26 protein-coding genes and 1 pseudogene are annotated in these 25849 nt (G+C 63.6%); 16 read left to right on the top strand and 11 right to left on the bottom strand.

The window, feature by feature from the left end; genetic code table 11:
• Positions 1-6 precede the first annotated feature (6 nt).
• The 6 genes from ACQP1T_RS26320 to fdhD all read left to right on the top strand — a co-directional run bounded on the left by ACQP1T_RS26320 (position 7) and on the right by fdhD (position 6786).
• A complete protein-coding gene (locus tag ACQP1T_RS26320; protein ID WP_433762361.1) occupies positions 7-726 on the top strand; it encodes a LysR family transcriptional regulator substrate-binding protein in 720 nt (239 codons plus the stop codon).
• Between the two features lie 125 nt (positions 727-851).
• Complete coding sequence (locus ACQP1T_RS26315; RefSeq protein ID WP_433762359.1) at positions 852-1325, top strand: formate dehydrogenase subunit gamma; 474 nt, start codon at positions 852-854, stop codon at positions 1323-1325.
• Positions 1322-2869: a formate dehydrogenase beta subunit gene (locus tag ACQP1T_RS26310; protein WP_433755756.1), complete on the top strand. Its 1548-nt coding sequence runs from the start codon at positions 1322-1324 to the stop codon at positions 2867-2869. Before ACQP1T_RS26315 ends, ACQP1T_RS26310 begins: the two co-directional genes overlap by 4 nt.
• Positions 2866-5685 carry a formate dehydrogenase subunit alpha gene (gene fdhF, locus ACQP1T_RS26305; protein ID WP_433755755.1) on the top strand — a complete coding sequence of 940 codons (2820 nt, stop codon included), beginning with the start codon at positions 2866-2868 and terminating at the stop codon, positions 5683-5685. Before ACQP1T_RS26310 ends, fdhF begins: the two co-directional genes overlap by 4 nt.
• The gene (locus ACQP1T_RS26300; protein WP_433755754.1) at positions 5633-5911 is read left to right on the top strand and encodes a formate dehydrogenase subunit delta; all 279 of its coding nucleotides are present in this window, start codon (positions 5633-5635) and stop codon (positions 5909-5911) included. Before fdhF ends, ACQP1T_RS26300 begins: the two co-directional genes overlap by 53 nt.
• Positions 5912-5952: 41 nt before the next feature.
• Entirely contained in the window at positions 5953-6786 is an 834-nt protein-coding gene (fdhD, locus tag ACQP1T_RS26295; protein ID WP_433755753.1) for a formate dehydrogenase accessory sulfurtransferase FdhD, read from the top strand.
• A gap of 268 nt (positions 6787-7054) precedes the next feature.
• Here the strand turns inward: fdhD and ACQP1T_RS26290 are convergent, their stop codons facing one another.
• Positions 7055-7687 (bottom strand): MBL fold metallo-hydrolase, encoded by a 633-nt coding sequence (locus ACQP1T_RS26290; protein WP_433755752.1) that lies wholly within the window; start codon positions 7685-7687, stop codon positions 7055-7057.
• Positions 7684-8769 carry an S-(hydroxymethyl)mycothiol dehydrogenase gene (locus ACQP1T_RS26285; protein WP_433755751.1) on the bottom strand — a complete coding sequence of 362 codons (1086 nt, stop codon included), beginning with the start codon at positions 8767-8769 and terminating at the stop codon, positions 7684-7686. The genes ACQP1T_RS26290 and ACQP1T_RS26285 overlap by 4 nt, the downstream gene beginning before the upstream one ends.
• A 171-nt stretch (positions 8770-8940) precedes the next feature.
• On the opposite strand from ACQP1T_RS26285, the gene ACQP1T_RS26280 reads away from it, so the two are divergent.
• The gene (locus ACQP1T_RS26280) at positions 8941-10242 is read left to right on the top strand and encodes a LuxR C-terminal-related transcriptional regulator (RefSeq protein WP_433755750.1); all 1302 of its coding nucleotides are present in this window, start codon (positions 8941-8943) and stop codon (positions 10240-10242) included.
• Positions 10243-10354: 112 nt separating this feature from the next.
• Here ACQP1T_RS26280 and ACQP1T_RS26275 read toward each other — a convergent pair whose 3' ends face one another.
• From ACQP1T_RS26275 to ACQP1T_RS26235, 9 genes are all read right to left on the bottom strand, one after another.
• Entirely contained in the window at positions 10355-13570 is a 3216-nt protein-coding gene (locus tag ACQP1T_RS26275) for a protein kinase domain-containing protein (protein ID WP_433755749.1), read from the bottom strand.
• Positions 13525-13794, bottom strand: a complete 270-nt coding sequence (locus tag ACQP1T_RS26270) for a helix-turn-helix domain-containing protein (protein WP_433755748.1) — start codon at positions 13792-13794, stop codon at positions 13525-13527. The genes ACQP1T_RS26275 and ACQP1T_RS26270 overlap by 46 nt, the downstream gene beginning before the upstream one ends.
• A 125-nt stretch (positions 13795-13919) precedes the next feature.
• Positions 13920-14225 (bottom strand): hypothetical protein, encoded by a 306-nt coding sequence (locus ACQP1T_RS26265; protein WP_433755747.1) that lies wholly within the window; start codon positions 14223-14225, stop codon positions 13920-13922.
• Positions 14111-14464, bottom strand: a complete 354-nt coding sequence (locus tag ACQP1T_RS26260) for a PaaI family thioesterase (protein WP_433762582.1) — start codon at positions 14462-14464, stop codon at positions 14111-14113. The genes ACQP1T_RS26265 and ACQP1T_RS26260 overlap by 115 nt, the downstream gene beginning before the upstream one ends.
• A 65-nt stretch (positions 14465-14529) precedes the next feature.
• On the bottom strand, positions 14530-15678 hold the full coding sequence (locus tag ACQP1T_RS26255) for an acyl-CoA dehydrogenase family protein (protein WP_433755746.1): 1149 nt from the start codon (positions 15676-15678) through the stop codon (positions 14530-14532).
• Positions 15679-15721: 43 nt separating this feature from the next.
• Positions 15722-16198 (bottom strand): MaoC family dehydratase, encoded by a 477-nt coding sequence (locus tag ACQP1T_RS26250; RefSeq protein ID WP_433762357.1) that lies wholly within the window; start codon positions 16196-16198, stop codon positions 15722-15724.
• Positions 16199-16237: 39 nt separating this feature from the next.
• The gene (locus tag ACQP1T_RS26245) at positions 16238-17134 is read right to left on the bottom strand and encodes an amidohydrolase family protein (protein ID WP_433755745.1); all 897 of its coding nucleotides are present in this window, start codon (positions 17132-17134) and stop codon (positions 16238-16240) included.
• A gap of 4 nt (positions 17135-17138) precedes the next feature.
• Positions 17139-18053, bottom strand: a complete 915-nt coding sequence (locus ACQP1T_RS26240) for an SDR family NAD(P)-dependent oxidoreductase (protein WP_433755744.1) — start codon at positions 18051-18053, stop codon at positions 17139-17141.
• 34 nt (positions 18054-18087) lie between these two features.
• A complete protein-coding gene (locus ACQP1T_RS26235) occupies positions 18088-19668 on the bottom strand; it encodes an AMP-binding protein (protein ID WP_433755742.1) in 1581 nt (526 codons plus the stop codon).
• 185 nt (positions 19669-19853) lie between these two features.
• On the opposite strand from ACQP1T_RS26235, the gene ACQP1T_RS26230 reads away from it, so the two are divergent.
• From ACQP1T_RS26230 to ACQP1T_RS26190, 9 genes and pseudogenes are all read left to right on the top strand, one after another.
• The gene (locus tag ACQP1T_RS26230; protein ID WP_433755741.1) at positions 19854-20720 is read left to right on the top strand and encodes a PaaX family transcriptional regulator; all 867 of its coding nucleotides are present in this window, start codon (positions 19854-19856) and stop codon (positions 20718-20720) included.
• 66 nt (positions 20721-20786) lie between these two features.
• On the top strand, positions 20787-20978 hold the full coding sequence (locus tag ACQP1T_RS26225; protein WP_433755740.1) for a hypothetical protein: 192 nt from the start codon (positions 20787-20789) through the stop codon (positions 20976-20978).
• Positions 20979-21131: pseudogene (locus ACQP1T_RS26220) on the top strand (AMP-binding protein); the annotation flags it as partial.
• Between the two features lie 474 nt (positions 21132-21605).
• Positions 21606-22685, top strand: a complete 1080-nt coding sequence (locus tag ACQP1T_RS26215; protein WP_433755739.1) for an amidohydrolase family protein — start codon at positions 21606-21608, stop codon at positions 22683-22685.
• Positions 22678-23055, top strand: a complete 378-nt coding sequence (locus ACQP1T_RS26210) for a metal-sulfur cluster assembly factor (protein WP_433755738.1) — start codon at positions 22678-22680, stop codon at positions 23053-23055. The genes ACQP1T_RS26215 and ACQP1T_RS26210 overlap by 8 nt, the downstream gene beginning before the upstream one ends.
• Before the next feature lie 69 nt (positions 23056-23124).
• The gene (locus ACQP1T_RS26205; RefSeq protein WP_433755737.1) at positions 23125-23631 is read left to right on the top strand and encodes an SRPBCC family protein; all 507 of its coding nucleotides are present in this window, start codon (positions 23125-23127) and stop codon (positions 23629-23631) included.
• 210 nt (positions 23632-23841) lie between these two features.
• Complete coding sequence (locus ACQP1T_RS26200; RefSeq protein ID WP_433755736.1) at positions 23842-24687, top strand: alpha/beta fold hydrolase; 846 nt, start codon at positions 23842-23844, stop codon at positions 24685-24687.
• Positions 24688-24787: 100 nt separating this feature from the next.
• Positions 24788-25153, top strand: coding sequence for an EthD domain-containing protein (locus ACQP1T_RS26195; RefSeq protein WP_433755735.1), 366 nt, complete (start codon positions 24788-24790; stop codon positions 25151-25153).
• A gap of 243 nt (positions 25154-25396) precedes the next feature.
• Positions 25397-25768 (top strand): EthD domain-containing protein, encoded by a 372-nt coding sequence (locus tag ACQP1T_RS26190; protein WP_433755734.1) that lies wholly within the window; start codon positions 25397-25399, stop codon positions 25766-25768.
• Positions 25769-25849: the final 81 nt, after the last annotated feature.

Here is a 25849-nt window from a genome sequence, read left to right as displayed (position 1 = left end):
CAGCGCATGCTCGCCGAACAGGAAGCGCTGCGCCACACCCTCGCCGACATGCGAGCCGGGTTGTCCGGCATATTGCGCATCGGGGCGATCCCCACGGCTCTCACCGTCGCGTCTCTGCTGACCACCCCCCTCTACCAACGACACCCGATGGTTCGGTTCTCTTTGGAGTCGATGTCGTCTCGCGACATCGTGGCGCGGCTCGACAGTTTCGACATCGACGTGGGGATGACCTACGTCGACGGCGAACCGCTGGGGAAGGTTCGAGTTCTTCCCCTCTATCGCGAACGGTACTTATTCCTCACGCCTCGCGCCGACGAGTTCACTGGAAGGACGTCGGTTGGTTGGGCGGAGGCGACGTCGGTGCCTCTTTGCCTTTTGACACCTGCCATGCAGAACAGGCGGATTCTCGACGGCCACTTCGCCGCTGCCGGCGTCGAAGCCACGCCTGTGGTCGAGACCGACACGGTCTCAGCAATATACGAGCATGTCGCGTCGATGGAGCTGTCCAGCATCATTCCGCACGCCTGGCTGCACGGCTACGAGGTACCGGAGGGCACCCGGATCTTGACCCTGCCGCCCCCGAAAAGGGCATTCCATGTCGGTCTGGTTCTGCCTACCGGCGGACGGGAGACGATGCTTGCCCGGTCGCTGGTCGATACCGCCGCCGAGGTAGACGTCGGCAGTGAACTGGAGCTCGCAGTCGCGGCCCGGCGACTGAATTCGTGAATCGACATAAGCGCACCGCAGCAGCGATGATAAAAGCGATTAATTATATGATCCAAATTTGATATTTGACGCGAATCAAGGTGTCGATTTAGTTTTGCCCACGACTAGAGAGCGTGGAGCGATTCATGAAGAGAGCCACTACGGATCTGCGGGAGCTGGTCCGCTCCGTTGTAGATTCGAATCGACATCTGCGAGGCCCGCTTTTGGTGGTACTACGTGAGATTCAGGATCACCTGGGATACATAGATACCGACGTGGTCCCCTTGGTAGCCGCCGAACTGAACCTTTCACGGGCCGATGTACACGGCGTGGCCACTTTCTATCGGGATTTCCGATCGGAGCCGACAGGTCGGAAGATCCTTCGGATCTGCCGCGCCGAGGCGTGCCAGGCGATGGGTTCTGAACCGTTGGTCGGTGCTTTGGAGCAGGCATTGGGCATAAAGGTGGGCCAGACAACGGCCGATGGCTCGATCACGCTCGATCAAGTGTTCTGCCTGGGAAACTGCGCCCTGGGTCCGGCCGTGCAAATCGACGGACGTTTGTACGGGCGGCTCGATCGGGAGCAGCTCCTCGCCATGGTCGAGGAGGCGCGCCCATGATCACGGTCTACGTTCCCCAGGATTCGGCCGCGAAATCGGTTGGTGCCGACGAGGTCGCTCGCGCGGTCGAGCACGCGGCTTCGGCCACAGGCCGCCGAATCCGGCTGGTACGCACAGGAACCCGGGGGATGCTCTGGCTGGAACCACTGGTCGAGGTCGAAACCGAACTCGGCCGTGTGGGCTATGGGCCGGTCCGAGCCGCAGAAGTTTTCGATCTGGTGACGCACGGGATGCTCGAGGGGATCCCGAACGACCGCTACCTCGGTGTCGTGGCGGAATTGCCGTGGATGCGTGATCAACACAGATTGTGCCTGGCCCGCGTCGGAGTCACCGATCCATTGTCTCCCGAAGACTATCTGAGCCACGGCGGTCTCACTGGGCTTCGGCGTGCGTTCGAACTCGGCCCCGAGGCGGTGGTGGCGGCGGTATCTGCTTCCGGGCTTCGTGGCCGAGGTGGCGCAGGCTTTCCGGCGGGAATCAAATGGAAGACCGTGGCGGACGCCGAAAGCGGTCTGAAGTTCGTGTGCTGCAACGCCGATGAAGGCGACAGCGGCACCTTCGCCGACCGCATCGTTCTAGAGGGCGACCCGTTCAGCCTCTTGGAGGGCATGATCATCGCCGGGTACGCCGTCGGTGCGGCAGAAGGCTATATCTATCTGCGCTCCGAGTATCCGGACGCGGCGGCCGTGGTCCGGGAGGCGATTGGGATAGCCCGCGCGAATCACTGGCTCGGAGAGAACATTCTGAACTCCGGCTTCAGCTTCGACATCCAGCTGCGAATGGGTGGAGGCGCCTACATCTGCGGCGAAGAAACCTCCATGCTGGAGAGCTTGGAGGGCAAGCGTGGCATGGTGAGAGCCAAGCCACCGATACCGGCCGTAACCGGACTTTTCGGCCGGCCGACACTGGTCAACAACGTGCTGACACTGGTCAGTGTCCCCACCATCCTCGCCGACGGCGACGAGGCATATGCCGAGCTGGGGGTCGAGCGTTCACGGGGTACCCAGGTATTCCAGTTGGCCGGCAACATCGCGCGCGGCGGAGTGTTCGAAACCGCCTTCGGCATCTCACTGGCCGAACTGATCCTCGAATACGGCGGCGGCACTCGCTCCGGGCGCCCGATCCGCGCCGTTCAGGTCGGCGGACCGCTCGGCGCCTACATTCCGAGTTCGCAGCTCGACCTTCCGATGGACTACGAGGCCTTCACCGCCGCCGGGGCGATGCTGGGCCACGGAGGCATCGTGGTGTTCGACGACACCGTGGATATGGCCGCGATGGCGCGGTTTGCGATGGAGTTTTGCGCCGAAGAGTCGTGCGGTAAATGCACTCCCTGCAGGATGGGCTCCGTGCGCGGCGTCGAAGTGATCGATCGCATCCTCGGCGGGGAGGATACGGACGGGAACCTCGCCTTGCTCAACGATCTGTGCGATCTGATGACCGACGGCTCGTTGTGTGCGATGGGCGGCCTCACACCGAATCCGGTGCGCAGTGCCCTCTCGCACTTTTCGGAGGACTTCACCGCTCGCCACGAGGAGAAGCGATGACCATGTTCAAGGAGCGCGACCTCGGAACCCCTGCGCCGCCGCCGGACGCCACGGCGGTGACAGTCGAGATCGACGGTCTGCCCGTAACAGTCGGCGAGGGAACCTCGGTGCTCCGCGCAGCCGCATCCGCCGGAATCGACATTCCGAAACTGTGTGCCACCGACAGCCTCGACGCGTTCGGCTCCTGCCGGCTGTGCCTGGTAGAAATCGACGGTCGCCGGGGAACGCCGGCTTCCTGCACCACTCCGGTAGCCGAAGGAATGCAGATACGCACCCAGACACCGCGGCTGGCGAAACTGCGGCAGGGCGTGATGGAGCTCTACATCTCCGATCATCCGCTGGACTGCCTGACATGTCCGGCCAACGGCGACTGCGAGCTGCAGGACATGGCCGGTGTCGTCGGGCTGCGTCAAGTGCGCTACGGATTCGAAGGCCAGAACCACCTCGAACTCGAAAAGGACCGCAGCAACCCATATTTCGACTTCGATCCTTCGAAGTGCATCTCCTGCTCCCGCTGTGTTCGTGCCTGCGGAGACATTCAGGGCACGTTCGCGCTCACTATCGAGGGACGAGGCTTCGATTCCAAAGTATCTGCGGGCGCGGGGGAGAAATTCGCAGACTCCGAGTGCGTGTCCTGCGGCGCGTGTGTCCAGGCCTGCCCGACGTCGACCTTGCAGGAGAAGTCCGTTGTCGAGCTGGGCATCCCGACTCGAACGGTGCTGACGACGTGCGCCTACTGCGGGGTTGGGTGCTCGCTCAAGGCGGAACTGCGCGGTGACGAGCTCGTTCGAATGGTCCCGGACAAGAACGGCGGCGCGAACGAGGGACACGCATGCGTCAAGGGCCGCTTCGCATTCGGCTATGCCACCCATCCCGATCGCATGCTCGAGCCGATGATCCGCGAGCGCCCCACCGACGACTGGCGAGTGGTCGACTGGGACACGGCGATCACTTACGTCGCCGAAAAGATGCGACAGATCCAGGACCGCTACGGGGCTGGAGCAGTCGGAGGGATCACCTCGTCGCGCTGTACCAACGAAGAGGTCTACGTCGTACAGAAAATGGTGCGAGCGGCGTTCGGTAACAACAACGTCGATACGTGCGCGCGAGTATGTCATTCCCCGACGGGCTACGGCCTCAAGCAGACATTCGGCGAATCGGCTGGAACACAAGATTTCCGATCGGTCGCCGATGCCGACGTCATCCTTTTGGTCGGAGCGAATCCCACCGACGGTCATCCGGTTTTCGCCGCGCGGATGAAGCGGCGGCTGCGGGAGGGCGCCCAATTGGTGGTGATCGACCCACGCCGGGTCGACCTGGTCCGGTCTCCACACATCGAGGCGGCTCACCACCTGCAACTCAACCCCGGAAGCAATGTCGCGATCGTCAACGCCCTGGCCCATGTGGTGGTAACCGATGGGCTGGTCGACCGGGAGTTCGTCGACGCCCGGTGCGAAGGGTTCGACCAGTGGGCAGAATTCATCGCCCGGCCGGAGCACAGCCCCGAAACGGTCGAACCCATCACCGGCGTACCCGCTCAGCAAGTGCGAGCCGCAGCGCGGCTGTACGCGACAGGCGGTAACGCAGCGATCTACTACGGGCTGGGCGTAACAGAACACAGCCAGGGTTCCACGACGGTCATGGCCATGGCCAACCTTGCCATGGCCACCGGGAACGTCGGTCGAGAAGGGGTAGGAGTCAACCCGCTGCGCGGCCAGAACAACGTCCAGGGTTCCTGCGACATGGGTTCCTTCCCGCATGAGCTTCCGGGCTACCGGCATGTCTCCGACGACGTCGTGCGCACCGCGTTCGAAAACCTCTGGCAGCGCCCACTCCAGTCCGAGCCCGGCCTGCGCATTCCGAACATGTTCGACTCGGCCATCGACGGCTCCTTCCGCGGTTTGTATGTCCAGGGAGAAGACATCGCTCAGTCCGACCCGAACACGAACCACGTCGCAGCGGCGTTGAGCGCGTTGGACTTGCTGGTCGTGCAAGACCTCTTCCTCAACGAGACGGCCAAATTCGCTCACGTCTTTCTGCCGGGGACCTCGTTCCTGGAGAAGAACGGCACCTTCACCAACGCCGAGCGTCGGATAAATCGTGTGCGACCGGTCATGGCACCTCGCACCGGCAAGCACGAATGGCAGATCCCATGTGAAATCGCCACCGCCATGGGCTACCCCATGTCCTATGACGACCCGAGCCAGATCATGGACGAGATCGCCTTACTCACACCGACATTCGCCGGCGTATCCTTCGCCAAACTCGACAGGCTCGGCAGTGTGCAATGGCCGTGCAACGACACGGCGCCCGAGGGGACGCCGATCATGCACGTCGACGAATTCGTCCGAGGCAAGGGCAGATTCGTCCCGACGGTCTTCGTCCCGACGACCGAGCACACCAGCCGCAAGTTCCCCCTGATCCTCACCACCGGCCGGATCCTCAGCCAATACAACGTGGGTGCGCAAACACGCCGAACGCCCAACGTCTTCTGGCACAAGGAAGACGTGCTGGAAATCCATCCGCACGATGCGGAAGGACGAGGAATCACCGACGGTGCCGAGGTGACGCTGTCGAGCAGAGTGGGCACCACCACCCTGCACGCAGTGCTCTCGGATCGGATGCCGCCGGGGGTGGTATACACGACCTTCCACTATCCGACAACCGGAGCCAATGTCGTGACGACCGACAACTCCGACTGGGCCACCAATTGCCCCGAATACAAGGTCACTGCTGTACAGGTCGCGCTGCGTACCGGGAGTGATGCCGCCACAGTCGGCGATCGATTCGATACTCTGGCTGTACCGAGGAAGTAGAACGAAAATGGGCTCTCTCCCAGCCATGAGGCTTGCCACCGAGATCGCGGCCCAGTTCCGGCATATCCCCCCTGACGCGGCTGCCGCGACAATCGCCGACCATATCCGCAAATTCTGGGAACCGCGGCTACGCGCGCAGTTGCTCGAGCAGGTCGCCCGGGCCGGCGCCGGGTGCGATCCTCACGTGGCAGCCGCGGCGGACATTCTCGCGAATTCTGCGAGCTAAGCGGTCTTGCGCCTTCGAAGGACGACACCGGAAGGACACCAATGGGGCGTGTGACCACGCGGCGGCCGGTTGTTCACATTCGCGACGGCCGATCTTCGCGCCGTCCCGACACTCTGGTGGCCGAGGAGCCGATGGAGATCAGGGTGGGTGCACAGCCTCTGACTGTGACGATGCGGACACCGGGCCACGATTTCGACCTGGCCGCGGGATTTCTCGTGAGCGAGGGCGTGATACACGACGCGAAACAAATAAGCGCCATCCGCTACTGCGCCGGCGGCACCGCCGACGGCGGAAATACCTACAACGTGGTCGACGTCGTCCTCGCACCCGAGGTGAACCCGCCGGATGCATCGCTGGAACGCAATTTTTACACGACCTCGTCCTGCGGGCTGTGCGGGAAGGCGAGCCTGGAAGCCATCCGGACCACCGCGACCTGGACCGTCGGCAGTGATCCGCTGCGCACCTCTCCGGAGGTGCTGGCGTCACTGCCCGGCCGACTTCGCGCAGCCCAGGCGGTATTCGACAGCACAGGCGGACTGCACGCAGCCGGATTGTTCACCGCTGACGGTGAACTGCTTTGTCTACGAGAGGACGTAGGGCGTCACAACGCGGTGGACAAGGTGGTCGGACATGCACTGCTCACCGGGCTCCTCCCATTGCGGGAGACCATCCTCATGGTGAGCGGCCGTGCGTCCTTCGAACTTGCGCAGAAGGCAGTCATGGCGGGGATTCCACTGCTCGCAGCGGTTTCCGCCCCTTCGGCGCTCGCCGTCGACCTTGCCGCGAGCCACGGACTCACACTTGTCGGCTTCCTCCGCGGTACGTCCATGAACATCTACACCGGGACGGAACGGCTGCAGTCCAAGTCCTCTTGATCCGGGTCGATGTCGAGGCCGACGGATCCGACGGTGCTGGCCGGCACGTCGACCATCGTTTTGACCTATGCCGCGCGCAGCGTAGTACTCGATCATACGGTCCGTCACGTGGCGATCGTCATGCCACCGCCGCTGCATCGCGGGCATCGCAAAGCGGTTAAGCAGCTCCAGCCCACGCACAGTCAACGGCGTGAACAGGGAGGACAGATCGAGTCTCGCCGTGCCGCGTTTGCTGGCTTTCACACCCGCCGCCCGGCTCCTCGGCGGTTCAGTAGCCGCGCGCGATCCATTCCGACAGGTGTGGCGCCTCGCCGCCGATCGTCGTGCTGTCACCGTGTCCGGTATAGACCCGGGTGTGTTCGGGCAGGCTGAGGATCCGCTCGCGGATGGAACCGATGATGGTCGGGAAGTCCGAGTAGGAACGTCCGGTCGCGCCGGGCCCGCCGGAGAACAAGGTATCTCCGGAGAACAGAGTTTCGGCTTCGGGCAGGTACAAGCACACTGATCCCGGCGAGTGACCCGGCGTATGGATCACCTGTAGCTCGGTGCCGGCCACGGCAATACGCTGGCCATCGGTGAGCGACCAGTACTTCTGGCCCGGATGGCTCAGTTGCCATAGGGGGTCGTCACCGGGGTGGAGCAGCACGGGCGCGAATAAATCTTCGGCGAGTTGGGGCGCGAATGTGACGTGGTCGTTGTGACCGTGGGTGCAGACAACCGCAACGACGTCACGGTCGCCGACGGCCTCGACGATGGGTTTGGCCTCGTGTGCCGCATCGATGACCACCGCACGGTCGTCATCGCCGATCACCCACACGTTGTTGTCGACTTCCCACGTGCCGCCGTCGAGCGTGAATACCCCGGAGGTGACAACGCGATCGATCCGGAATTCTCCACTCACAGCACGACCACCGAACGCAGCACCTCGCCCTGGTGCATGGTGTGGAAGGCCTGCTCGACTTCATCGAGTCCGATGCGCTCGGTGACGAACTTGTCCAATGGCAGTCGTCCCTGCTGGTACAGGTCGACCAGCATGGGGAAGTCCCGTTCGGGAAGGCAGTCGCCGTACCACGAGGACTTGAGCGCGCCGCCCCGTGAGAAGAAGTCGACCAGTGGCATATCCAGGCGCATATCGGGGGTGGGCACGCCGACCAGTACGACGGTGCCGGCGAGGTCACGGGCGTAGAAGGCCTGTTTCCAGGTTTCCGGGCGGCCGACCGCGTCGATGACCACATCGGCGCCGAAGCCGCCGGTGAGGTCCTGAATCGCGGTTACCGCATCGGTTTCGGCCGCATTCACGGTGTGCGTGGCGCCGAGCTCGGCGGCCCAGGTGAGCTTGCGAGCGTCGCGGTCGACCGCAATGATCGTCGACCCGCCGGCGAGATGTGCCCCGGCGATCGCGGCGTCTCCGACTCCGCCGCAACCGATGACGGCCACGGAGTCGCCGCGTCCGACACCACCGGTGTTCACGGCCGCGCCCAGGCCCGCCATAACGCCACAGCCGAGGAGTCCGACGACGGCTGGGTCGGCGGTGGGATCGACCTTGGTGCACTGGCCGGCATGGACGAGTGTCTTCTCGGCGAAGGCACCGATACCGAGCGCCGGGGTGAGTTCGGTGCCGTCGGTCAAGGTCATCTTCTGTGTGGCATTGAAGGTGTCGAAGCAGTACTGGGGTCGGCCTCGCTTGCATGCGCGGCAGCGGCCGCATACGGCACGCCAGTTCAAGATCACGAAGTCGCCGACAGCGACGGAATCGACTCCGGCGCCGACGCTTTCGACGGTACCGGCGGCTTCGTGGCCGAGGAGGAACGGAAATTCGTCGTTGATGCCACCCTCGCGGTAGGTCAGGTCGGTGTGGCAGACGCCGCACGCCGCGACGGCGACGACCACCTCGCCCGGCCCCGGGGCGGGCACGATGATATCGGTCAGTTCGACGGGCGCGCCCGACTTGCGAGCGATGACTCCACGAACCTGCTGTGGCATAACTGGGATCCTCCGAAACCGTCGATTGCTCGTACATGCGATCACGCGCATGCGTCCATGGAGGCTAGCGCTCGTCGGCGATATGCAAACCTGACCATATTCCTGGTCAGAACTGTCCTTTTGGCGGGGCCGACCGATTCACCGTCGGTTGGCGGACCTACACTTGACTGAGTGAGTGATGCTGCTGTCCTGCCTGCGAGCGATCATGCCGCGACCCTCGAAGAGCTCCGGAAGGTCATCGATGGCCCGCTCACCGATATCGCGAGGCGTTTCTCGCGTTTTCTCGGCGGGCGTTGGCCGCATCGCGCTCTGGTGATTTTCACGCGAGAATGCACCGGCCGGCCCGGGAAAGTCGCGGGCGCTGCCGATATCATCGACCGGATCACCATTGCCGAATTAGAGGAACTGAAATCGTCTGTCGGGCTGGGCCTTTCGTATGCGGGTGAGGCGGCACTGACCGGTAGCCGACTGTGGGTCTGGGCTATCCGAGACATATCGGGGACACTTCTGGTGTTGGTTCCGCACACTTCCAGCCGAATACCCGCGCTGAAAGAGTTGGGTAGCGTATTCGGAATAGTGGCGACATCGATTCGTCAGCAAGTTGTCCAGTCGAGTCCGGAGTATCTTGCCGAATCTCGGGCAGCATCTGCTGCGCGGGCGCGGACTTTTGCGGAGATGAGCGCTGCGCACGAGGCTGCGCTTGCTCGTATTCTTCTAACCTTGCGCTCGGCGAATCTGGACGATCGCGCCGCGCGGTCGATGGCGACCACGGCCGTATCGGACGCCTTGATCGCTTTGCGATCACACGAGGCCAGCCATAAGGCATTGGCCGAGGAAGCGCCGGGACCAGCCTTCGCGAGGCTGGGCCGGGAAATCTCGCCTTTGTTGCATCATCAGGGCGTTGAAGCAGAATTCGCGGCACCGCCGCTCGACGGCCGTCCGATTCCTGGGGAAGTCGCCTCGGGGGCGCGGGCGATGACCCAGGCAGCGGTGCTCGCGCTGGTTACCCAGCACGATCTCGACCGGGTGCGCATCGCGTGGGAATACGCTGACATCGACCTTGTGGTCGATGTTCGCGACCGTGCGGGCGGGCAGTTGGATCTGCAACTGGTGCGCCAGAACTTGGAAAGTCGGGTGGCGATGCTGCAGGCCGATCTCCAGATCGAATCGCTACCGGGCTGGGGGAGTCGGGTGCAGATCCGGATTCCGCTCGATCCGCCTAGGGCACTACCCAGCCCGCCGGAACTCTCGCTCTTGAACCGCCGCGAGCGGGAGGTGCTCGCGTTGGTTGCGATGGGTAAGCGCAACAAAGCAATCGCGACGGAACTGGGTGTTGCCGAGAGCACTGTCAAGTTCCATGTCGCCGGCGTGCTGAAGAAGCTCGAAGTGTCGTCTCGGGGCGAGGCCGCCGCCATAGGGATGCGCGCCGGCCTTGTTCCCCGACCCGATATGCCGTTTGAGCTCGAGCGCTGACGAGGCGGTCGATACTCGTGGCTGTGGTCAGCCGGCGACAGCCGAGTGTGGATCGCCCAGTGCCGCCGTTGCCGCCTGCAGGGCTGCTCGGAAGCCATGCGGTGGTATCGGCCTAATCCGCCGCCCAGGTAGCGATCTGTACTCGCGAGGCCAGGTCCAGTTTGGTCAGGATATTGGCGACATGCCCTTCGGCGGTTCGCTGAGAGATAACCAGCCGTGCGGCGATCTCTTTGTTGGACAGTCCAGCGGCGATCAGGTCGACGACCTGACGTTCGCGCTTGGTGAGTTTCCCGGTCGAGGGAATAGCCGGCGTCGACGTATCGGCATGCTCGCCGAGTGCGAAGGCAATCGCCGCATCGAGGGCCATCGCGGAGCCTTTGCTGTATTCCACCTCGAATACTCGTGCCCCGAGTGCCTCGCGACTCCGGCGGATGCAGTCGTCGTGGAAGATGTGCAGATCGTGGAACGGGTATGTCGAAGTGCCGATGCGGCCCAGTGCATCAGCGGCCCCGAGCAAGGTAGCTGCTTGCCGGCCGTTGCCTCGGTCGGCCGCGATCCATGCCGAAATCTCGAGATGAGAGGCAGCCATCACCGGATCCGCAACCGGTCGAGTCGATCGCAGCCCTTTCTCCAACAAGACTGCAGCACGGTTTTTTTCGCCTTCTCGCCAGACGACGAAATCGATAGCCAGATGCGCCCACGAATGGAAGAGCGTTTCCCCTGCGGATTCGGTGATGGCGAGTACAGCGTCGTAGCAAGTGCGAGCTTGCTTGGTTTCCCCTTGCAATGCGTGAGCCCATCCGAGCCATAGCAATGTGTCGAGACGTGAGCAGAGGTCGCCGGAGACTTCGTAGAACTGGAGGGCAGCTGCAAGGAGGGCCGCCGCACGCGCTGTGTCACCACCACCGCCGGCGAGAATTGCGTTTGCCTCCGCGTGTGCGCGGAGCGCATCAACGAGCGGGTCGCGCGTCTGCTCGGCCAAAGTCGCGAGATCGCTCAAATGACTGTCGGCGCCCGCGGTATCGCTCTGGATGGCAGCGATGACACCGGCGGCGAATAACGCCCTGGACCGGGGCGCGGTTGCTCCGCTGGAAAATCGGGAAAGGGTCCGTTCGCACCAACGGCGCCCCTCGCCGAGCCGTCCGCGCAGGGGCCAGAACCGGTAGAGCGCACCGGCGATCTGCAAGGCGGTCTCATCGCCGTCGGCTACACCGGATTCCAACGCTTTCCGCAGGTTCGGCAGCTCCCGGTCGAGGCGGGCAACCCATTGCAGTTGGTGCGGGCTGATCCACTGCTTCTCCGCTTCGAGCACCAGGCGGTGGCACCATTGCCGATGTCGGCGACTGAGTTGGGGATAGTCGCCGTCCTCCTCTGCCCTTTGTCTGCCGTATTCCTGGACTGTTTCGAGCATCCGGAAGCGGATGCTGTCGTCGGCGTCGTCGCGAATCAGAATGGACTTGCTGACCAGCGCTGAAAGCGCGTCGAGCAATTCTGCTTCGGTGCCGCCGGTGGCGCAGAGTTGCTCGGCGGCATCGAGTTCGAAGCCCCCTGCGAAAACCGATAGCTGTTTCCACAGTCGCTGCTCGGCCGTTGTGCACAGGTCGTAGCTCCAGCCGATGGACCATTGCAGCGTTTGCTGCCGTTTGGGGGCGGTGCGACTACCCCGGGTGAGTAGGGAGTAGCGATCGTCGAGTCGGGACAGGATCTGTTCGGGGGTCATCGTGCGAATCCGGGCGGCGGCGAGTTCGATCGCCAGTGGCAGCCCGTCGAGCCGGGCGCAGATCCGGCTCACGCTGTCCCGATTGGCATCGGTGAGCTGAAAGCTCGGCACGGCGGCGGCGGCTCGCTCGGCGAACAGAGCGAGTGCGCCGTCGGGCGCTGTTCGCGGGCGCGACGGGACTGAGGAAGCCGAAATTCTCAGCGGGGGTATCGCGGCCAGCGATTCTCCACCGATGTTCAGTGCCTCGCGGCTCGTCGCGAGAATTTTCAATCGCGGGCACGCCCGTAGCAAGGACTCGGCAAGTTTCGTGGCGGACTCGATGACATGCTCACAATTGTCGAGCACCAGCAGCAGCTCTCGGGAAGCAAGATATCGGATCAAGAGGTCCGACGTCGGTTCTGCGCCGCGGTGCCGCAGGCCGAGACCGGTGGCGACGACCTCGGGCACCAGCGCCGGGTCCTGCAACTCGCCCAGCTCGACGAGCCACACGCCGTCGGTGAAATCGCTCGCGAGCTTGCGAGCCACTTGGAGTGCGATGCGCGACTTACCCACTCCACCGATGCCGGTCAGAGTCACGAGCCGTGAGGTGGCCAGCCGGTTTTTCACCTCTGCTACTTGCGCGCGCCGGTCGATGAAACTGGTGAGTTCGAGAGGCAGGTTTCCCGCAGTGTTGTCTCCGAGGGAGGGGAGAGGCGGACGTTCGATACCGGGCCCGGCCCGCAGTGCCATCTCGTCCACCACCAGACCATGATTGCGCTCTATCTCCCGCAGCTGATCACCAAGCATTCCGGCAGTGGGGCGGTCGGTGGGGTGCGGTGACATTGCCGTCTCGACTACCGCACTCACATCGTCGGGAATGCCCCGCTCGCGCAGATCCGGAACGTCGTGTTCGGCGATACGCAGGAACTGCGCGACCACCTGCTCGCCGCTGCGGCGCTCGAAGGCCGCATGCCCGGTGAGCGCGCAGAACAGAGTGGCCGCCAATCCGTAGACATCGGAGGCACGGCTGGGTGCAGTGCCCTGCAGTATCTCAGGGGCGGTGAAGGCTGGTGAGCCGGTCATGGTGCCGGTCGCCGTATGAAAGCCGCCGGTGATGTGAGCGATGCCGAAGTCGGTGAGCGCGGGTTCGTCGTAGTCGGTGAGCAGGATGTTGCCCGGTTTGACGTCGCGATGCAAGATTCCGGCACGGTGCGCGGTTTCCAGCGCGCCGGCGATCTTGACTCCCCATCGCAGCACGTCGTGCAGTGGTTGCGGGCCCTGGCGGCGGATCAGATCTTCCAAAGAGCCGCGCGCCAGGTAGGGCATCACGAGATAAGGACGGCCTGTTTCGGTGGTGCCGACTTCGAGCATGTGCACGATGTTCGGATGCCCGGTCAGCCGTCCCATGGCTCGCTGCTCACGCAAGAACCGCTCCCGGTTCTCGTCGAGCTCACCGGTCAAAACCTTGACCGCGACCGTGCGATCGGCCGCGGCCTGGGTGCAGCGGTACACTTCCCCGAATCCGCCTCGCCCGATCTCAACGACATCCGCGAAACCGGCAGCAACCAACTCCGTGACGACATCTACGCCGACATCACGCTGGGTTCGGTCGCAATCCTTTTCGTCCATGGTCGTTCGTTTGCTGCCCGGCGGGCACATCCAGGATATCCCGCCGACGGCGCATCCCGGAGCTCCTGCAGCAAGCGGTGCGCGGTCGACAGCGGCATCTCGCATCGGCGGGCGATCTCGCTGAGACTCAGCTCCTGGTGCTCGATATCGAAGGAGTCCAGGATTCGGAATGCCCGGCCGATGACGGAGCCGGTAGGACCCGCCGGCGGCCCTCTGGTCACCATCGGAATTTACCAGGACAGCCTCACAGCGTCCGCCAGCTTCGCCCGGCCAACGCTGTGACTCGGTCCGCCCCGGACGGCCCCGCAGTGCGCGCCGGATACTCCTCGGGCTGATCGCCGAGCATCGCCTAATAGTGCAGGAGCGGATCGATCACACGCCAGGATTGCTCTATTTCCTCCCGCCGCGGGAACAACGTCGAGTCCCCGCACAGCACATCGTGGATCAGGCGTTCGTATGCCTCAGGCGCCGGGTCGAACATCGAATCGAAATCCACCGATAGGCTGACCTGTCGCACAACCGATCCCGCGCCGGGCTCCTTCATGCCGATATGTAGTTCGATACCTTCGTCCGGCTGCACACGAAACACCAGAGTGTTGGGCGCCGGATCGAGCGGCGCCGCGCCGTCGCGCCGAGACGGCGGCGCGAAAACCACAGCGATCTCCGTTTTGCGACACGGCATCCGCTTTCCGGTCCTCGATCGCCCCACCACAGTTGCGCTCCGAGGCTCGCCGCCGCTTCGGTGAGGATCGCATAGATACCTCCCTGGACGATGTCGTCCGGCTGCCACAGGTCCGGCCGGATCGGCAGCGCCAGAACGACGGTATCGCCGTTCGCTTGTTCGATCGTGATCCCAAGCAATTTCCCAATGCGCCCGAGGGCGTCGTTTTCCATGGTGTCCCTTTCGCGGCGGCGGCGACACCGGGAAACCGAACTGGTGGTACGCGGCCGAGGGGCGCTCACGCGGTCAAGGACCGCGCGATGATTTCTTTCATGATCTCCGTTGTTCCCGCATACAAGGTCGATCCGCGGGCATCGACGAAGTCGCGAGCAACGGAATACTCGGTGATGAACCCGTAGCCGCCGTGTAGTTGCAGGCATCTGGCCACTACCCGCTGTTGAAGCTCGGTCGTCCACCACTTCACCATCGCGGCGTCGACCGCGGTGAGTTCTCCGGCGAGCAGGGCTTCGGCACATCGGTCGAAGAACACTCGGGCGATTTCCACCTCGGTGGCGAGTTCCGCGAGGGTGAACTTGTTGGCCTGGAAGTCGATAACCGGCCGACCGAATGCCGTTCGCTCGGAGGTGTAGTCGACAGTGTTCTGCAACGTGCGCTCCATCGACGCTACTGCCGCGGCAGCGACACTCATCCGCTCTTGTGCGAGATTGTGCATCAAATAGCCGAACCCGCGCCCCTCCTCGCCGATGAGATTTGCCACGGGGACGCGGACGTTGTCGAAGAAGAGTTCTGCGGTGTCCTGCGCCTTCAGTCCGATCTTGTCGAGCTTGCGGCCACGTTCGAAGCCCGGCATGCCTCGCTCGAGCATCAGCAGACTGATGCCTCGGCTGCCTTTTTCAGGGTCGGTCACCACCGCGGTGATCACCAGGTCGGCATGGATGCCGTTGCTGATGAACGTTTTCGCTCCGGTCACGACGTAGTGGTCGCCGTCGCGTACGGCCGTGGTGCGAATTGCCTTCAGATCACTTCCTGTTCCGGGCTCGGTCATGGCGATCGCCGACACCGCGGTGCCCGCACACAGCCCGGGCAACCACCGACTCTTCTGCTCCGGCGTGCAGAGCGCGTTCAGATAGGGTGCTACGAGATCGTTGAATCCACTGATGTTCATCGTGAGAGCTGCCGCACCGATCTTGCAGAGTTCCTCGATGATGATCAGGTTGTAGCGGAAGTCCCGCACGCCGCCTCCGCCGAACTCTTCGTCGACGTCGATTCCCAGTAGTCCGAGTCCACCGGCGCGTGTGTAGAGCCGGCGATCGACCATTCCATCGCGTTCCCAATCCGCTAGGAATGGAACGACTTCGGAGGCGAGGAACTTGTTCACTGTGGAACGGAACGCCTCGTGCTCGGCCTCGAACAGCTTGCGCTTCATACTGCGATACCGCCTTCCGGATCGTCGATGAGCCGAAGGCGGATCACTCGAAGAAGCGGTAGAGAGCCTCGACGACGACCGCCGGCCGCTCGCTGTTCTCCAACTCGATGACACCGTCGACGGTCAACTGCACCCCACCCTTCGGCAGCTTTTCGACCGACTTCAAGGTGGCGACGAGGCGAATCCTCGCGCCGGCGGGGACGGGGCTGGTGAAGCGAACCTTGTTGAGTCCGTAGTTGATCGCGGTGGTCGTGCTGTCCACGATGAGCACTTCTGACCACATCGGGATGATCAGCGACAGAGTGAGGTAGCCGTGTGCGACCGGTCCCCCGAACGGGCTCTCCTTCTTCGCACGTTCGACGTCGGTGTGAATCCACTGGTGGTCATCGGTGGCGTCGGCGAAGGTGTCGATCTTGTCCTGTCCGACGGTGAACCACGAGCTGGTGCCGAGTTGCTGTCCGGCGAGTGACTCGAGGTCGGCGAGTGTCGCGACGCGAGTGGTCTGCGCGGCTGTGGTCATCATGCTCTCCTTGCTGTCGTGGTTGCGGTGTTGTTGGCGTCATCGCTGCGCGATGCGGAGGACGTCGCAGGCGTTGGCCTTGAACAGCAACGGCTCGACTTCGGGTTTGATGGTCAGTTCGGCGAAATCCTTCATCCACCGGTCCACGTGGATGACCGGCGAGTCGGATCCGAAAAGAGCCTTGCGGCGCAGGGGGCCGTTGATCGCTCGGACCAGTTGCGGCGGAAAGTATTTCGGGGACCATCCCGACAGGTCGATGTAGACGTTCGCCTTGTGGGTCGCTATGGAGATCTGAGAGTCGACCCACGGCACGGCAGGATGCGCCATGACGATCGTGAGTTCCGGGAAGTCCGCGGCGATGTCGTCGAGCAGCATCGGATCCGAGTAGCGCAGTTTGATTCCGTTGCCACCGGGCAGGCCCGCACCGATACCGGTCTGTCCGGTGTGGAACAACGCCGGCACACCCATCTCGACTAGTGCCTCGTACAAGGGGTAGAAACGTCGGTCGTTGGGGGCGAAGTTCTGCATGCTGGGATGGAATTTGAAGCCCCGCACGCCGTAGTCCGCGACGAGCATCCGCGCCCGCCTGACGGCCGCCTTGTCCTGCAGCGGATCGACGGAGCCGAACGGGATCAGGATGTCGTTGTTGCGCGCCGCGCCCTCGGCGATCTCCTCCACCGAATTGGGCGGATGCGCCATTGCGGATGTGGCGTCGACTGTGAATACGACCGCCGCGATGTTGCGCGCGCGGTAGTAGTCGGCCACGTCATCGACGGTCGGGCTCTGGTTGTCGTCGGACTTGAAGTACTTCTCCACGGCCGCGAGGGATACGCCGTCCAAGGCGTGGTGGCCACAGCTGTCGAGTTGAACATGCGCGTGGAAGTCGATGGCCTGGACGGCGTCGACATCGACGCCGAATTCGTATCGCGTGGTCATGGCGTCAGGCCTTCGCCGTGAGTTCCGCCGGAAACTCCTCGCCCACTGACTCCACACTGTCCGCGAAATCCGCGGGCCAACGCTCGGCTACCTCGTCTGCGCCGAAACCGCCGCGGTGATATGCGGTCGCGGTCAGCTTCGGATGAGACCACAGCGCGAGACGGTCTCCACCGACCGAGAAGGCCTGGCCGGTAATACCGGCGGCCGCGTCCGACGCCAGGAAGGCGATGAGACCGGCCGCGTCCTCCGGCGTACCCATCCCCACCTCCCGGCGCATGACGTCGGGGAGCGTGCCGGTCCGCTTCATCTCCTCGATGTGGGGCGCGAACAGCGGAACGGTCTCGGTCATCGCGGTGACCGCGACGGGGCATACCGCGTTCGCGGTGATCCCCGCCCGCTCGAGTTCCATCGCCCAGGTCCGGACCATCCCGACGATCCCGGCCTTGGCGCCGGAATAGTTTGTCTGGCCGAAGTTTCCGCGCTGGCCCGCAGGGGAACCGATCGCAATGATGCGGCCGCCGTCGCCCTGTTCACGGAACCGCTGGACCGCGGCTCGCACGCAGGTGAAAGTGCCCCGCATGTGAACATTGATCACCGCGTCGAAGTCCTCGTCGGTCATCTTCCACAGCACCTTGTCGCGCAGGATCCCCGCATTCGTGACCATGACATCGAGGCGGCCGAACTGCTCGACCGCCGCGGCCACCAGTCGCTCCGCGGTCTCGGTGGACCCGACCGCGCCGGCGAGGGCCGCTGCGCGGCCTCCCGCGGCCACGATCTCGGCCACGGCCGCGTCGGCAGTGCTTTGGTCCACATCGTTCACGATCACCGCGGCGCCGTGCCGCGCGAGTTCCTTGGCGTATGCCAGCCCCAGACCACGACCGCTACCGGTGACCACGGCTACTTTGTCTTCGAGATGCATTCTTACTCCTACAGATTCGATAAATCGGTGATACTCATCCGCCATGGGGGCTGGATGCGTCGGACAACAGCGCTTCGTCCCGGAGAACGCGCCGGAGGATCTTGCCGGACGCAGATTTCGGGATCCGATCGACGACCACGACGTCGCGCAGCTTCTTGTACGGTGCGACCCGCTCGGCCACGAAGGCCATGATCGACGCCACGTCCGGGATGTCCGGCCCGTCGACGACCACGTAGCCCACCGGTAACTCACCTGCTTCGGGATCCGGAAGGCCGATGACGGCCGCGTCGACGACTGCCGGATGCTGCAACAGCACGGCCTCCAACTCGGCCGGGGGGACCTGATATCCCTTGTACTTGATCAGCTCTTTGAGCCGGTCCACGACATAGAACTCGCCGTCGCGGACATGCAGGATGTCTCCGGTGCGGAGCCATCCGTTCACCAAGGTGGCAGATGTCTCTTCCGGCATGTTCAGATATCCCTGCATCACCTGCGGGCCGCGCACCCACAGCTCGCCGGTCTCTCCCGGGGCCACGTCGATCCCGCTGGCCGGGTCGACGAGACGCGCCTCCGTTCCCGGAACCAGTCGGCCAACCGCATCTGCCGGCGTCGAGTCGTAATCTCGGAAGGCGACGTTGTGCGTGCCGGGAGCCGCTTCGGTCATCCCGTATCCCTGCCGGATCACAATTCCGGTGCGTTCGAACGCTCTGTCAGCGAGTGCCTTGTCGAGTGGAGCAGCTGCCGACAGAGCTCTCGTCATCGACGAAAGGTCGTACTGCGCGACTTGGGGAGCATTTGCGAGTGCCAGCACGACCGGGGGCGCGAAGTGTCCGACGGTCACCCGTTTCTCCTGCACGATCCGCAGATACCAGTCCAACTCGAAGCGCGGCATGGTGATGACTTTCGCGCCCGACCGAATCGAAAGGTTCATGATCACGGAGAACCCGTAGATATGAAACAGGGGCAGAAAGGCGCATACCACGTCGTCGCTGGCGAGCGGCCAGCCATGCTGTATCTGCACGAGGTTGGCCACCAAATTGCCATGGCTCAACATCACGCCTTTGCTCGTTCCGGTGGTTCCACTCGAAAACGGGAGTACGGCGAGCTCGTCCGGCGACGACGGCTGATATGACTTCGCCGGCTCATACTCGAACAGCGCAGCGAACGCCGTCCCGGATTGCTCGCCGACCAGGGAGAACGTTGCCTGAACGGCGGTATCCCGGACGACTCGGGAGATGCGGTCACCATCGACCGCGTGGATGACGGCCGTCGCCCGCGCGCTGCGCAACTGACTGCGGATCTCGTCATCGGTGAACAGTGGATTCACCGGGCTGACGATGGCACCCGCTCGGAGGACGGCGTAGACGGCGACGGCGAACAGCGGCTGGTTGTGGCTGATCAACCCCACCACGTCGCCCGGCCGGACGCCGGCCGCGGTGAGCCCGGCGGCCGCGCGCGCGGACAGGTCGTCGAGCTGGCCGTAGGTGATCTCGGCACCGGACGCAGCATCCGTGATGGCCACACGGTCGGTCCGAGTACCAGCATCCGCTAGGACGAAGTCGGCAAGGTTCACCAACGGGACATCGATTTGAGGGATTTCAGATTTGTAGATCAAGCGAGGCGCTCCTACCACGGGCGATGCATCCGGCTCGCGAACGGTCCGATACTCTCCGGGTGAATCTATGACATATTCGTGTCGCCCGTCAATAAATCGTTAAACTTCCGAGGTGTGGCAAGGTAGCCGAATCGGCTCATAACGACATCAGGCGGCACACCGGCCGCCCTCGCAGCGATCTGGAGGTGAGGGAACTGTCCTCGTCGAATCCGTTCCCCGAGAACGCAACACCTGCCGATCCCGGTCGCCGAGCCACACCCACACAACTTCTCCTCGCCTTCTTCGGCGCCTTCGTCGCGGACCAACCGCAGCGAGAGCGAGTCCACGGGCGCGTGATCGTCGACCTGCTCGAATCGCTGGGTATCAGCGAGGGAACCACCCGTGTCACCCTGAACCGGATGGTCAACAGCGGTCTTCTCGACCGTCGGCGCGCCGGCCGAACGATGACCTACGGCCTGACCCCGCACGCTGTGGACGTACTGGCCGAAGGTGGCCGCCGAGTCGGTTCTGCGGAGCCGTTCCACCGGGACGACACAGAATGGACACTGCTCAGCTATTCCATTCCCGAGACGCGTCGGGACGTACGTCATCGACTGCGGTCGCAACTGCTGTGGCTCGGCTTCGGACGCATCCGGGACGGGATGTGGATCGCCCCCGGCAAGGTCGACCTCACCCCTGTACTGGAGACGCTCCAAGTCGAGAACGCCATCGCCTTCGCCTTCGCCGGCTCACCGGTCGACGCCGTGTCCACGCGCGATATCGTCGCGGCGGCATGGGATCTCGACGCACTTCGCGCGCGCCACGAAAAATTCATCGAGACGTGGCGCTTGGACGAGCCGGCCCCTGCGGACGCCTTGGCGGCACACACCGCGATGATCGCCGACTGGCTCGAACTCCTGCGGACCGATCCCCGTCTCCCCGCAAAATTCCTTCCCGCCGACTGGCCTGCGTCCCGCAGCGTAGCGGTGTTCCGACAAGCCACCGAACGCCAACTTCCGGCGGCGAACGAGGCGCTCGATCGAATGATCGAAGCGGTCGAACATCGCAAATGACACCAAGTCTTTTCAAGGAGAAGTCGTGAAGCTCGCCGAACCCGAAACACCGCGGCGGGGTGCACGATGGTCTTGAAACCGGCACCGCAGACACCGCTGACCGCGGCCGCGCTCGCCCAAGTGCTCACCGATGCCGGGCTGCCCGGGATGTCCTCGAGGTCATCCGTACCAGCCGCGCGGGCGAGGTCATCGAACCGGTCGTGCGCGACCCGCGGCTGCGCAGCAAGCTGGCGGGAAAGTCGCTGCGCCGGCCGATGATGGACCTACTCGCAGCTACCCGAAGACATCGACGTCCTCGCTCTGGGTTTGCTGGAGACCGGTGTCGTGAAAGGCGACCGTATCGGTATCTGGGCGCCGAACATGGCCGAGTGGACGCTGCTGCAGTACGCGACGGCGAAGATCGGCGCCATCGGGCGAGTGGGACGGATTGCTGGCGGCGGGGCATGGTGCGCCATCGATCCACGCCCCGACGGGAGCAGACCAGCACGGGGGTCTTCGTGTGCCCTCCATCGAGGAAGCATTTGCCACCGTCGCCGCCCGCTATGGCGTGTACGTAGTGCCGCAATGCTTCGCAGAAGCCCTCGGTCACGCCAACATCGTCTATCGCCGCATCATGCTGGTTGGTTCATCCCGGACCCCGAGGTCGCCCGCCTGGTCTGCCTCGGCCAATTGGCGACCATGCTGCGCGACGGGCGCACCGGCACCGCTACGTGGGGGCACTGGCGAGCGGGATGACCATCGTCGTGCGGCGTCTCTCGACCCGACGCTGTGACGTCGTTCACAGTCGGTTAACGATCAGCGCCGAAATGGACGTGGGCAACAGGTCCGCAAGGGCGCAGAATCTGGTTTGTCTTAATCTGTCAGCCCGAAACTTTGGAGCATCACATGCTCGAAGACGTCCCCGTCATTGACGCCGTCGTCCATGCCTACAACATCGACCCCTCGAACTTCGCGAACAAGTGGGGGCGTCCTTCGGCGGAATTGGTTACCGCAGCAACCTACGCTGCCCAAATTCCCGGCTATCGAGTGCCGGCAAATGAGTACATGCGCGATTGGAGCATGGAAGAGACAGCCTCTCTGGTATTCCTCGAAAGCAACACCGATCTTGCAGTGCATCACGTCCTTCCGGTCGGCGCTTTCAAGGATGGCATGGCCTCGGTAGAGAAGACCCATGAAGCAATCTCCCGGTGGCCCGATCGCTTTATTGTCTACGCCGGCGTCGACCCGATGGCGGGCCAGGCGGCGATCGATGAATTCGACCGGCAGTTCGAGCTCTTGGGTAATCCTCCTGGCCTGAAGCTGTACCCGAACAGTTGGCTCGATGATGAGGTTCTGGGCTGGAAGATGGACGATCCGGAGATCGCCTTTCCGCTGTTCGAGCATGCACTGAAGCGTGGGGTCAAGACAGTCGCGATCCACAAATCCGTCCCTCTGGGTCCGTACGCCATGGAACATTATCGCGTCGACGATATCGACCGCGCGGCAATGGCCTTCCCGGGCCTGAATTTCGAGATTGTGCACGGCGGCTCCGCCTTTATCGAGGAAACAGCCTGGCAAATCGCTAGATTCCCCAACGTGTTCGTCAACCTGGAGATCACCTGTGCGATGGCGGCGATCAAGCCCAAGATGTTCCAGTATGTGATGGCCGGCCTGCTGTCAGTGGGAGGCCCGTACGCCGCTCAGCAGATTGTCTGGGGGACCGGGGCCATGGCGTACCACCCGCACCCGCCGCTTGAAGCGTTCTGGAACTTCCAGTTCGACCAGGACGTCATGGACCACTACGGCGTGCCCCAGTTCACGCGTGAGATGAAGGCCGGGGTCCTGAGTGGAAACTATGCCCGGATCATGGGAATCGATGTGGCCGAGCGTCTAGAGCGAATTGCCGACGACGAGTTCAGCAAGGCCAAGGCGGAGGGTATCGCACCGCCCTACTCCACCACGCGATCGGCGGGCACGAATGAGTGAGCAAGCCGCGCAATGGCGAGGCGCCGACCTGGACATCCCTGTGATCGATGAGGACATCGCCGCGGCCCTGCGAACAGTGATCGACCCTTGCAGTGCAGCGACTGGTGCACCGCTCAGTCTGCTCGAGATGGGGCTGGTCCGTCGGGTGGAGCGGAACGGCTCCCACGTGGTGGTGGATCTTCGACTCACGTCACCGATCTGTTGGAACGCGGCTCCAATGAGAGAGGCCGTTGAGCGGGCCGTTGCTGAGCTTCCCGATGTGGACTCGGTCGTCTGCAACGCCGATCACGGGATGGATTGGACGCCCGCGAACATGACCTCTGACGCGAAGCGCCGACTGCAAGTCATCCGACCCGTGCCGGCTCGGTGACCGACCTGCACTGTCATTCGGCCCGCTGGGACCGAAAACAATCCAACGATTAATGAAAGACACTAGTCCATGGCCACGCTTAAACCTGTCGACGAGAGGTTCTTTTCCACCGCTCCGTTGCGCTACAGCCACACTTGGACGATTCCCAAACCCGCAGAGGAAGTTTGGGCCGACCTGGTCGCTGACAGGCCGCTGCAATGCATCCCGCGGCTGACACTGAGATGGACCTCCCCACGGCCCCTGAGCGTCGGGGCGACCAGGCGCGCGACGTTTATGGGCATTCTCAAACTCGATGAGAACTTCTTCATCTGGGATGAGGGACGCCGCTACACATTTTATATCCCCAAGTCCAACCTGCCGCTGTACCGCAGCTTCGCCGAGGATTACCGTGTTGAGCCGTTGGGAGCAGACCGCTGCCAGTTCAGCTTCCGCGCCGCGGGCGATCCCACGTTCGTGGGCAGGCTCGGCGGGCCGATCCTCGGGCGGTTCTTCCGCGACGCGTTTGACGCCATCGGGCGACATTTCGACGCGCTGCCCGCCGCGCAGCACGGTGCACCACAACCCGACGAAACCTGACCCGGCCGACTCATGCCGGGCCGCGCACAGATCAGTGATGTTCGGCGGCGAATTGGCTCCCGCGGCGCCGCTTCGCGCCACTGAGTGTGCTTCTTTTCAAACAGCGCTGTCGCCTCGGCGCCGCTCCAGCATGGCGGGAGCATGCCCCACTTTCCCGTACCTCAGCGCTATCGCATGGCGATGGCGGATCACACAGAAGGAGAAGCTACGTTGCCTAACATTCGCACCCGCCACGTTCTGGTCGACGGTATCCGTACCCAGTACCTTGAAGCCGGAGATGGCGAAGAGACCATTGTCCTGTTGCACGGCGGAGCTTTCGGCGAAGACGCCTGGCTGAGCTGGGAGCCGAACATTCCCGCCCTGTCGGAGCGTTATCGCGTCGTCGCGCCGGACTGGCTCGGCTTCGGCGGCACGGACAAGGTCCGCGACTTCGTGTCCGGCGCCGGTCGAATGATCGACCACATGACCCAGTTCCTGCGGGTGATGTGCATCGAGAACGCGCACTTCGGCGGTCTCTCGATGGGTGGCACCATGCTGCTCAAGGTCGCGGCGCTTGGAAAGCCGGCCTGGCCTATTCGTTCGGTGTTCGTTGCCTCCGGCGGCGGATTCATCCCGGCGAACGACGCTCGCCAAGTCCTGCTCGACTACGACCAGACCATCGACAAGATGCGCCAGTTGGTCACCGTCGCCTACGCCGACCCCAAGTTCGCTGAGGACGACGAGTTCGTGAAGCTGCGCTGGGAGAAGTCCCTCGTCCCTGGGGCTTGGGAGGCAAGCGCATCGGCGCGGTTCAAGGCGCCTGCGACCCCTCCCCGCTCAGAATTCGGCCTGCCCGATGACACGCCGTACGAGCAGATCTCGGTTCCGGTCCTGTATACGGCTGGAGGTAAGGATCAGCTCCGAGAGCCGGGCTACGCGACTGAACTTGCAAAGCGCACGCCGGACGCCCGGCTGGTCGAATTCCCCGAATGTGGTCACGTTCTTAACGTCGAGTCCGCCGACGAGTGGAACAAGCTCGTCCTCGGGTTCCTGTCGGACGTCTCAGGGTCTGCCTGATCCACCGCAGTCGGCCGCCCTCGCCGCCGCACTCCCGACACCATCCGGAGCCGCCCCGGTTATCCATCAGGCGGTCGAAACCCTCGGAAGGGAATTCACAGTGGTCAAGCTCGTCCTCATCGTCAAGAAGCACGCCGAAATGAGCCTTGAGGAGTTCAACAGCCATTGGAGAACTGAACACGCCCAGCTCGTGCAGAAGTTCGGCGAGACGCTGCGCATCGAGAGGTACGTGCAGTCGATTCGAATCCCGTCGCCAGGCGTGGACCACCTGCGCGCCGAGCGCGGGTGGACCGGCGAAGCTGAGGCCTCCGGGGTCGCGGAGCTCTATTGGGACTCCGAGGAGGACATGCTTGCGGGCATGTCGAGCCCCGCAGGGCAGGCGGCAATGGCAGACCTGGCGTGCGCCAAGCTGGGAGAGGTCTTGGAGGTCTTCATGACCACCGAGAACGTCGTCATCGGCCGCTGAAGCCGTCGGTGGGCGGGCCTGCGTCGCCCGTCCACCGTCAAGACGTCCTGAGCGGGCGCTACATCACTGCGCTGCGACGGCCGGAGCTCGTCCTCGGCTTCGTGGCGGAAGTATCGAAGGCTTCCTGACCGACCGCCTTCGGAGCGAAGGCCACGGGCATCTCGCTCACGCACACCCTGCAGATGGATCCGCTCGGATCCCTGTATCAGATGTTGGAAAACAAATTGGAAAGGAATTGCTCCAATGGTGAAGCTCGTACTCATCATCAAAAAGAGGGCCGACATCAGCCAGGCGGACTTCGAGAATCACTGGCGCGGCGCCCACGCCCTGCTCGTGCAGAAGCACGCTGAGACGCTGCGCATTAAGAAGTACGTCCAGTCGATCGGCTGTCAGTCAGAAGTTGTGGCGCAATTGCGGGCTGAGCGTGGCTGGTCCAGCGAGACCGAAGTCGACGGAGTGGCCGAGCTTTACTGGGACTCGGAGGAGGACATGGCTGCGGGGATGTCGACCCCCGAAGGGCAGGCGGCCATGAAAGAGCTGGGTGAGGACGAGCTCAACCTCGGAGACGCTCTCGATGTATTGATGACGAAGGAGAACGTCGTCATCAACCGCTGATCTTGTCGGTGGGCGGGCGGGTCTCGTCCGCCCACCGACAACCCCATTTCGTTGTCGACGATGACTCGGCGGGATGTCGGT

It is taken from the genome of Nocardia sp. CA-135398 (genome assembly GCF_050955845.1).
GTDB lineage: Bacteria > Actinomycetota > Actinomycetes > Mycobacteriales > Mycobacteriaceae > Nocardia.
The sequence above is the reverse complement of the archived record's forward strand: the minus strand, read 5'-3'. Positions and strand labels throughout refer to the sequence as shown.

What these genes read in the sequence shown, in the direction of transcription:
- ACQP1T_RS26210 (WP_433755738.1), top strand. Translation starts at nt 22,678, where the DNA reads ATGAGTGAGCAAGCCGCGCAATGGCGAGGCGCCGACCTGGACATCCCT.
- ACQP1T_RS26190 (WP_433755734.1), top strand. Translation starts at nt 25,397, where the DNA reads ATGGTGAAGCTCGTACTCATCATCAAAAAGAGGGCCGACATCAGCCAG.
- ACQP1T_RS26215 (WP_433755739.1), top strand. Translation starts at nt 21,606, where the DNA reads ATGCTCGAAGACGTCCCCGTCATTGACGCCGTCGTCCATGCCTACAAC.
- ACQP1T_RS26225 (WP_433755740.1), top strand. Translation starts at nt 20,787, where the DNA reads ATGGTCTTGAAACCGGCACCGCAGACACCGCTGACCGCGGCCGCGCTC.
- ACQP1T_RS26205 (WP_433755737.1), top strand. Translation starts at nt 23,125, where the DNA reads ATGGCCACGCTTAAACCTGTCGACGAGAGGTTCTTTTCCACCGCTCCG.
- ACQP1T_RS26315 (WP_433762359.1), top strand. Translation starts at nt 852, where the DNA reads ATGAAGAGAGCCACTACGGATCTGCGGGAGCTGGTCCGCTCCGTTGTA.
- ACQP1T_RS26310 (WP_433755756.1), top strand. Translation starts at nt 1,322, where the DNA reads ATGATCACGGTCTACGTTCCCCAGGATTCGGCCGCGAAATCGGTTGGT.
- fdhF (WP_433755755.1), top strand. Translation starts at nt 2,866, where the DNA reads ATGACCATGTTCAAGGAGCGCGACCTCGGAACCCCTGCGCCGCCGCCG.
- ACQP1T_RS26285 (WP_433755751.1), bottom strand. Translation starts at nt 8,769, where the DNA reads ATGCCACAGCAGGTTCGTGGAGTCATCGCTCGCAAGTCGGGCGCGCCC.
- ACQP1T_RS26320 (WP_433762361.1), top strand. Translation starts at nt 7, where the DNA reads ATGCTCGCCGAACAGGAAGCGCTGCGCCACACCCTCGCCGACATGCGA.
- ACQP1T_RS26245 (WP_433755745.1), bottom strand. Translation starts at nt 17,134, where the DNA reads ATGACCACGCGATACGAATTCGGCGTCGATGTCGACGCCGTCCAGGCC.
- ACQP1T_RS26255 (WP_433755746.1), bottom strand. Translation starts at nt 15,678, where the DNA reads ATGAAGCGCAAGCTGTTCGAGGCCGAGCACGAGGCGTTCCGTTCCACA.
- fdhD (WP_433755753.1), top strand. Translation starts at nt 5,953, where the DNA reads ATGGGGCGTGTGACCACGCGGCGGCCGGTTGTTCACATTCGCGACGGC.
- ACQP1T_RS26240 (WP_433755744.1), bottom strand. Translation starts at nt 18,053, where the DNA reads ATGCATCTCGAAGACAAAGTAGCCGTGGTCACCGGTAGCGGTCGTGGT.
- ACQP1T_RS26270 (WP_433755748.1), bottom strand. Translation starts at nt 13,794, where the DNA reads ATGGTGACCAGAGGGCCGCCGGCGGGTCCTACCGGCTCCGTCATCGGC.
- ACQP1T_RS26250 (WP_433762357.1), bottom strand. Translation starts at nt 16,198, where the DNA reads ATGACCACAGCCGCGCAGACCACTCGCGTCGCGACACTCGCCGACCTC.
- ACQP1T_RS26300 (WP_433755754.1), top strand. Translation starts at nt 5,633, where the DNA reads ATGCCGCCACAGTCGGCGATCGATTCGATACTCTGGCTGTACCGAGGA.
- ACQP1T_RS26260 (WP_433762582.1), bottom strand. Translation starts at nt 14,464, where the DNA reads ATGGAAAACGACGCCCTCGGGCGCATTGGGAAATTGCTTGGGATCACG.
- ACQP1T_RS26275 (WP_433755749.1), bottom strand. Translation starts at nt 13,570, where the DNA reads ATGGACGAAAAGGATTGCGACCGAACCCAGCGTGATGTCGGCGTAGAT.